This window comes from Nostoc sp. NOS(2021) (assembly GCF_017115025.1).
GTDB lineage: Bacteria > Cyanobacteriota > Cyanobacteriia > Cyanobacteriales > Nostocaceae > Nostoc.
This window is the reverse complement of record NZ_JABXKM010000326.1, coordinates 1-6,837: the sequence shown is the minus strand read 5'-3', so window position 1 is coordinate 6,837 and position 6,837 is coordinate 1. Positions and strand designations below refer to the sequence as shown.

Sequence of the window (6,837 nt, the reverse complement as noted above, 5' to 3'; positions counted from 1 at the left end):
TATAGGTTTTATCATCAGTTAATGTCCTAACCTTCTTGTCCGTTGCTATATCAATATTTTCAATGCCAAAGAATTCATCTCAAGATGCAATATATCTTTTTAGCTTGGTTGGTAAAAATTTTACTTTTTCCTCCAAAACGTTACCTTCTTGAGAAGAAATAACCGATGGTGGAAGTGTCAGCGTCGCATCTGTCCTATCCTGGAGATGGGTAGATAGTATTGTGTGTGGGTGAGACTGTGTTTTTCAGCGTTGTCATACCGACTTATAACCGCCAACCGATTTTAGAAAAGTGTCTCTGCGCCTTGGAGGTGCAGGAGTTGAGTCAGCCAAGTGCAGTTTCTGGTTACGAGATTGTCTTAGTGGATGATGGTTCTACTGATGGCACATTGGATTGGTTGGCAGAACACAAAGAGGAGTTTCCCCATGTACGCTGGTTTCAGCAAGATCATGCTGGCCCAGCTGCGGCTCGGAATTTGGGGGTAGAACAGGCGCAGGGAGATACAATTATCTTTATTGATAGCGATTTAGTAGTGCTGAAGAATTTCCTGCAAGCTCATGCGAATACGCTAGTGCAGGGACAGGAGAAATTGAGGAGCGATCGCTTTTTCACTTACGGTGCAGTTATTAATACTTGTAATTTCGACAACCCAACTGCTGAACCCTACAAAGTCACAGATTTTTCAGCAGCTTTTTTTGCTACGGGAAATGTCGCAATTCCTAAACATTGGCTAGAGAAAGCTGGACTTTTTGACACGACTTTTCAACTCTATGGCTGGGAAGATTTAGAATTAGGCGTAAGGCTAAAAAAACTAGGTTTGACACTAATTAAATGTCCAGAAGCCGTAGGATATCACTGGCATCCACCATTTAACTTAGAGCAAATTCCCCGATTAATTGACCAAGAGATTCAACGCGGACGTATGGGAGTTTTATTTTATCAAAAGCATCCCACATGGGAAGTGCGAATGATGATTCAAATGACTTGGTTGCATCGCTTACTTTGGGGAATTCTTTCGCTCAATGGTGCGTTAAATGAACGGACAATGGCTCCCTTTTTGCAATGGCTAATTAATTTAGGTAAACCGCAATTGGCTTTAGAAATTGCCCGAATTTTCCTCAACTGGTACAACGTGAAGGGTGTTTATCAAGCCTATGCCGAAATGCAGCAAGTATCGTGATTAAAAAGTGGGGTGCAAGCGTTAGATTTCCCAGTGTCCAGTTATTAATAAAATGTGAAGGTAAAATTTTGTATTTTTCATAAACAAATTCTCAAATCTACAAGTTTATATTCTAGCTCCCCAAGCTCCCAGCCCTCTTTTGATTGCAACCAACTCAATACGGCAATTCCAAAACACGTTTAACGTCACAAATCCGTCATTATCCTTGCCTTGCGGAGCAAGAATTGCAGTACAGTTTCTTCGCGGGTAATAATATCAACTCTGCCATCCATACCCAATTGAATTTGACATTTCTTTGCAGTGCGACCTAATGCAAGTTTTTCTGGCTCAATTGTGACTTCGTAAAAAGCGCCTACAGCAGTTGCCTTTGGGGTAGAATTTGTATCAGCATTTGCATCGTTTTTTTGCGAACTAACAGCATCTGGAGCGATCGCTTTCACTTTGCCTTTGAGAGTGCCATAATCGGGATAAGGACAAGCTGTGACTCGCATTTGCACTTTTTGACCAATTTTTACCTTACTTTTAGCTTCAGAACCTATAGCTGCTTTGATAACTAAAGGCGCATGACTGGGAACAATTTGGACAACTTCCTCCCCTACCCGGAGAGTTTGACCAGGGTTTCTCAAATTTAGCTTGGAAATAATCCCGTCTGCTGTAGCAGTAATAGTAGTTTGCTTCAGATCGATTTCAGCTTGCTTGAGTTCGTTCTCTTGGCGCTCTAATTGTTTTTCAGTTTCAATTTTCTCCTTTATAAGAGTTTGACGTTCTCTTTCTAAGGTTGCTTTATTCACTTCCCCAGAGGCTTTTTCTTCAGCAATGCGTTCAGTTGCCATTGCGACATCTGCATTGCTGGGATTGAGAGCTGCAATAGCGCGAGATCGTTTAGCAATAGCTCCATTAACAGCTTGTTTTAGCCGTTCATTTGTTTTTTCTTGGGCCTTATAAGTTGCTTTTAGCGCCTGTACAGCTTGTTCCTGCTGTTTCACAGCCAATTGTACCTCTTCAAGTTGATCGCGGGATAATGCCCCTTGTTTAGCAGCACTGTCATATCGATTCTGCTTTGATGTCGCCGCTCCTAAAGCCGCCTCAGTCGCGTATAAGTTAGCTAGTGCTGATTGTAACTGTGCTTGCCCTGCATATAATTCTTCTTGGGCCATTTTGACGTTGGCTGATGCTTCTTGGAGTTCAGTGATACTGGTAATATTTTTGTCTTGATGATCGCGATCGCGTCCCTTCAATTCCGCTTTTGCAGAGGCGATAGTCCGATTAGTGCGATCGCTTTGGGCACGAATTTGACTATCTATTGCATTCATTTGAGGAACGGTTTGAATTAGTTGTAACCTAGCTTGTTGAATATTGGTTTGCAACTCGTTTTTTTTGGTTTGCAGTCGAGAGTCATCAATAGTGGCAATTCTATCTCCTTTTTGCAGCGTTTGATTTTCTTTAACGTAAATCTGCATTACTTGTCCTTCGATCGCAGCCTGCACAATTGGCAATTCACCCGCAGGACGGACAACAGCTTGCCCTTTGACCGTAACTTTATATTTAACAACCGCAGCCACAGGAAGAGCTAACGACAACACAAACACGATAAATAGTCCACCAAATGTAGTCCAACGGCTAATTGGTGGGAGAAAGTCGTTGTCTTGAAGTGGGGGTAAAAAATTGGTTTTAGAGTTACTAATCATAAATGCTGAGTTGATGTAAAATTACCATTGAAGAAGAATTCAGAATTCAGGAGTCAGAATTCAGGAGCGGAGCCGGAGACTTCCGAAAGCTCCGGTCAGAATCAAGACTTCGGCAAGTGTTACAGTGAGCTTGCGTTTCCCCTGCCATCAGTGGGGGATTCAGACTCACTATTGATAGCGCAGCGTAAAGCCTTTTCTTCTCCCAAAGGGAGAGGCACTCGCGTTCGAGAGGCTTGTCTGCGACACGCCTCTCGTTCGCCAACTGCATAGCTTCGCTTAGAGCGAGTCGTACAGAATACCCAACTGAATTCTGACTCCTGACTCCTGAATTCTGTTTTGATAACCATTAACTAATTCCGAATAACTAAAGAAGATTTAAACCCATTCTTAGAAGGAGAAATTTCATCAATAAAGCTTAAATGCTCTCCAGGAATCTGACGTAATTCTTCTGGAGTTCCTTGAATTTTTAAGCGTCCATCTTCAAGCAACACAATCCAATCAGCCCGTTTGATAACTTGAGGACGGTGGCTAATCATAATTGTGGTTTTGCCTTGACGGTAAGCAAGTAATCTATCCAAAACTTGAGTTTCGCTTATTGGGTCAAGAGCGCCTGTAGATTCATCTAAAATTAATATAGGTGGGTCAGTAACAATTGCTCTAGCGATCGCTAATCTCTGCCTTTGTCCGCCAGAAAGATTTGCACCAAATTCGCCTAAAACAGTTTGATATTTATCGGGTAATTTGCTAATAAATTCATCTGCACCAGCAATATGGCAAGCTTTGACTATCTCTTCAAAACTAATGTGGGGATAACTAAAGCGAAAATTTTCAACAATCGAACGGCTCCAAAAATGAGGTTCTTGGGGAACTAATACGACTTGCTGTCGCAAACACTCTAAAGATAAGTCTTGCTGGTTGTATAAGCCATAACGGATATTACCAGATTGGACTTGATATAAACCAGTAATTAATTTGCCAAGGGAGCTTTTGCCACAGCCAGATTGACCGATTAAGGCTATTACTTGACCACCAGGGATAGTTAAAGAAAAATTTTCTAACAGGTCAGTTCTACCAGCATGGTGAAAGTTAACTTGAGAACAAGTAATATCTGCATTCCCAGGAATTTCTGCCCAAGGTTTTTTAAAGTCATTTTCATCTTCTGGGGTAGCATCTATCACTTCTGTCAAGCGTTGGACGACAATTTGAGCAGTGATAAATTGATCAATTAGCCCGACTACTGACGATAAAAACCCCAGAAAGCTGCCACTCATCCCACTGTATGCCAGCAGTTGACCGATGGATAATGTCTGATTAATCACCAAGCTAGAACCTAACCAGAGTATGCCAATACTCGTCAATTTGGAAAGAATACTAGTGACTGTGCTGCTGTAAAGCCCCAACTTCATCGTAGTCCAGCCTAAGTTAGCAATCCGACCAAAATTTGTCTGATACTCTTGCCAAGCTTGTTCTGTAGCTTGGGTGGTTTTGAGGACTTGAACACCGTGAAAGGTTTCGACTAAAAAGCCTTGGTTTTCCGTACCTTTAACGATGAGGCTGCGGGTTTTCCGGCGCAAGGCGGGAAGAAAAAGCAGGTTGACTCCTGTAACGATGACAAAGGCGGCGAGGGAAGCTAGAGTCAGTTCCCAACTATAGAAAAGCATGAAACCCAAGGAAACCAGAGCCACAAAAAATTGACTGGGTAAACCAAGGACAATTTGGGAAACTAGACTATTGATGGTATGAACATCTGCAATCCGGCTAACGACTTCTCCACTGCGACGTGCTTCAAAATATGATAGGGGTAAGCGCAACAGTTTTCGACCGTATTCTAGAATTAGCCCGTATTGCAACCGTTGACCAAAATGACCAATCAGGTGAGATTGTACCAAACCAATGGCATTTTGAATTAAGTTCATGACAATGGCGCCAATTGCCACCGTTGTTAGCAGTTGGGTATCTCCCCGCACTAGCACGTCATCGGTGAGAAGTTGCATCATTAAAGGGGAGGCCAGGGACAATAGCCCGATCGCAAAGTTGATGGCGATCGCCTGAATCAGCAGGTTACGATAGGGTAATATCCGGGCAATGAAGCGCCCAAAACCGCCAATTTTATCTTCTGCTTGCTCATAGAAGCGGCTGTCGTCTGGCATCAGCAGCAGCATCACACCATCACTCCAACCCGCCATTAACTCTTTTAAGCTGAGATAACGGATACCAACTGCGGGGTCAGAGATAATACATTTTTTCCCCTTTAGCCCGTAAAATACTACCCAGTGGTAGCCTTTCCAGTGAATGATCGCAGGCAAAGGAACTTCATTTAATTTCTCAAGTACTTCTGCGGTGGCTTGGACTTGACGAGCATGGAATCCCAGAGTTTCTGCTCCCCGTCTCAAACCTAGTAGCGTGGTTCCCCGCGAACCTGTACCTACTGCTTCTCGCACGCGGTTCATGGCAAAGGTGCGTCCGTAGTGTTTGGAAACAGTCGCAAGGCTTGCAGCACCACAATCTTCTTCACTGTGTTGCAGTACGCTTTGGTATTTCATATTTAAATTACTGAAGTTTTTGATGCCGTAGAGGCAACACAGATCAATACGGATATGCAACTGCTTCAGAAGTGTATACTCTGAGGTAGCTTTGCCCTTTAAACAAAAATCACTCTTAAGGTTGCTTAGAAGTATAAGTTTGCCGCAACGGCAAACTTATAGGTAAAGTCACGACATACTCTGAAAATGGTGCAAGTTAATCACTCTACAACGGATCTACAGAGACAGTAAGATTTTCACTTGCATTCCGTGGATTAGGGATGCACAAGCTGCGATCCTGATTTTTCTCTGTTTCAGTACCGTTAGCAATATCCCTGAAAATTACGCATTACGGAAAGCGGAAGTGATTGCGTCGTTGTTATGCCCAAGATTGTATAATCCTGGGGCCAGCAGACCAGTATTGTCGCCACCATAGTTTGCGTCTTGAAAGAAACTCCATGTACCTCGTATAACCCTAATAGATGAGGTTTGATCGTTGAACGTGGTATCCTGCGTGCCTAGAAGCCCGACGTTGGAAACACCATCACCCTTTACTGCACTCAGTCCTTCCGACAGTCCCATGCCGTCTGGATCTTTGTATAAAATTACATCTGGGTCAGGGCCTGCTACGGTGCCGCCACCACTACAGCTAGCAGCCACCTCATCGTTAAGTTCCTTCACTGCGCTGAAACTCAATTGGGCTAATGTGTTGTTGTTCATATCTACTCCGTTGTTGTTGATCTTAGACATTGTTTTTCTCCGAAATTTCAAATTTGAGCTTGAACTGAAGGTTAAAACCAATTCTCCATGACGATGCACTTAATATTTCTTAGACGAACCGCAAAGTACGTATTCGCGCAGCGTCTCGTAGAGAAGAAAGAGATCAATCAAGGAATCAATTATTAAGTGAAAGTTTACAGAAAATTGGTATTCCTATAGAGTCTGTTCTCAAAAACCTTTCAGATGCTTTGAATTTGTCATCTTGTTAACACTGTAACAACCAGACGCTTGAAATCGTGTATATACAAAAGTTTGATTTATAATTTAATTGTATAAGTTGATTTACTTCTACAAAGAATGCAGTCAAGATTATTTTTGAAATAAGCTGTCGCGGATTTAAATTGTATAAGTTTGGCTCTAAAACCCTTCCATAGCCTAGAGGCAGCTAAAAAACTAGATGCGTGGCAGCTTATAACTCTCTTTGTATCCGCTCAATAAGTAGGGGTAAGGAGAAAAATATCATCTGAATAAATTGGGTGATTTATTCTCTGGAAGTCCCTGAGTTAGTTCCTAAAGAAAGAGTTATTAAAGTCTATTTTTATTCTTCCTTGTGAGCGCCGCTCATACTGTCTATTGCATAAGTCGATGTTTTATACCAAATTCCTTTTGGTCTTAATTACGAATTATGAATTTAGTATTAAATCATATCTATAGACCTCTTGCAAAAG

The 6,837-nt window shown here is 42.3% G+C and carries 4 protein-coding genes; 1 reads left to right on the top strand and 3 read right to left on the bottom strand.

Annotated elements, in window-relative coordinates; all coding sequences use genetic code 11:
* The first annotated feature begins 237 nt into the window (after positions 1-237).
* Positions 238-1,179 carry a glycosyltransferase gene (locus HWQ41_RS31675; protein WP_292771804.1) on the top strand — a complete coding sequence of 314 codons (942 nt, stop codon included), beginning with the start codon at positions 238-240 and terminating at the stop codon, positions 1,177-1,179.
* Positions 1,180-1,364: 185 nt separating this feature from the next.
* On the opposite strand, the gene HWQ41_RS31670 is transcribed toward HWQ41_RS31675, so the two are convergent.
* From HWQ41_RS31670 to HWQ41_RS31660, 3 genes are all read right to left on the bottom strand, one after another.
* Positions 1,365-2,867, bottom strand: coding sequence for an HlyD family efflux transporter periplasmic adaptor subunit (locus HWQ41_RS31670; RefSeq protein WP_292771802.1), 1,503 nt, complete (start codon positions 2,865-2,867; stop codon positions 1,365-1,367).
* A 350-nt stretch (positions 2,868-3,217) separates the two neighbouring features.
* Entirely contained in the window at positions 3,218-5,410 is a 2,193-nt protein-coding gene (locus tag HWQ41_RS31665; protein WP_292771800.1) for a peptidase domain-containing ABC transporter, read from the bottom strand.
* A gap of 321 nt (positions 5,411-5,731) precedes the next feature.
* On the bottom strand, positions 5,732-6,070 hold the full coding sequence (locus tag HWQ41_RS31660; protein WP_292771798.1) for a beta/gamma crystallin-related protein: 339 nt from the start codon (positions 6,068-6,070) through the stop codon (positions 5,732-5,734).
* Positions 6,071-6,837 lie beyond the last annotated feature (767 nt).